The sequence below is a fragment of the Thalassotalea sp. ND16A genome, from assembly GCF_000764205.1.
GTDB lineage: Bacteria > Pseudomonadota > Gammaproteobacteria > Enterobacterales > Alteromonadaceae > Thalassotalea_A.
In genome coordinates this window covers 1-1,306 of record NZ_JQDZ01000109.1, presented here as the reverse complement: position 1 = coordinate 1,306, position 1,306 = coordinate 1, and the positions used below count along the sequence as shown (strand labels likewise).

General features: G+C 38.4%; 1 protein-coding gene. It reads left to right on the top strand.

Features of this window, described 5'->3' with window-relative positions; all coding sequences use genetic code 11:
• Positions 1–101: 101 nt before the first annotated feature.
• The gene (locus ND16A_RS04030; RefSeq protein ID WP_033078708.1) at positions 102–1,274 is read left to right on the top strand and encodes an integrase catalytic domain-containing protein; all 1,173 of its coding nucleotides are present in this window, start codon (positions 102–104) and stop codon (positions 1,272–1,274) included.
• Positions 1,275–1,306 lie beyond the last annotated feature (32 nt).

Below are 1,306 nucleotides of genomic sequence, written 5' to 3'. Positions count from 1 at the left end.
CGAATTGACTCAAATTAAAGGTAACCCTAGCGATTTAGCAATAAGCTGAAAAACATATCGTTGACTCATAATTAATGTAACCCTGTTCAGGAGCATTAATTATGCAGCTTAAAGAACGCAGAAGTTACCTCATTACCATTAAACGGCGGTACCTTAAGGCAGGTAAAAAAGATAAGAAAGCCATTCTTAATGAGTTTTGTATTATTTGTAACTACAACCGCAAATACGCGATCAGGTTACTGAACAAGACCAACAATTTTCCGGTGAAGAAGAAGCCCGGCCGAAAACCTCGATACAATTCAAAGGAATTTATCACCGCATTAAAACGCATTTGGTTTGCCAGCGATCAAATGTGCTCTAAACGTTTGAAAGCGGTTATTCCTATTTGGCTGCCATTCTACGAGGTACATTATCAAAAACTATCTGATGAAACATGCCAGTCATTACTTGCCATTAGCGCTGCTTCTATTGATAGAGTGCTTAAACCTACTAGAGTCAAATTTTCCCGAAAAGGATTAACAGGTACTAGGCCGGGTACGTTACTTAAAAACCAAATACCTATTCGCACCGATACCTGGGATATTACTGAACCGGGCTATATGGAAGCTGACACCGTAGCACATTGTGGCAACAGTTTAGCCGGAGACTTCGTCTGGAGCTTAACATTAACCGATTACCATTCAGGATGGACCGAGTGTCGAGCAACCTGGAATAAGGGGGCTACGGGCGTTGTGGCGCAAATTAAAACGATTGAAAAAGCACTGCCTTTCCCACTTAAAGGGTTCGATTGCGACAATGGCAGTGAGTTTCTCAATTATCATTTACTTAGATATTTTCAAGAACACCCTAGGCTTATTCAATTCACCAGATCACGCCCTTACAAAAAGAATGATAACGCTCATGTTGAACAAAAGAACTGGACGCACGTTAGGCAACTATTTGGCTATGACAGATTTGAAGATAAAGTCTTGGTCAGTAAAATGAACAACTTGTACGCTAAAGAGTGGTCACTATTTCAAAACTACTTTTGCCCAACTATGAAATTAAAAGAGAAAATCCGAGAAAATAGTCGCTACCTTAAAAAATATTACAAACCTCAAACGCCATATCAAAGGTTGTTAGATTCAAAGTCGATTAATAGAGCGACTAAAAATAAATTGAAAACGCAGTATCAACAACTAGATCCATTTCAATTAAAGACTAAAATAGAAAGGAAACTGAAAGTCATATTTAAACTTATTACGGTTACACCTAATGTGAGAATAAGGATATAACCTTCGGTTACCTTTTCTTATGAGTCAACGCG

Excerpts from the sequence above, each read along its gene's own strand:
- ND16A_RS04030 (WP_033078708.1), top strand. The coding sequence starts at position 102 with ATGCAGCTTAAAGAACGCAGAAGTTACCTCATTACCATTAAACGGCGG.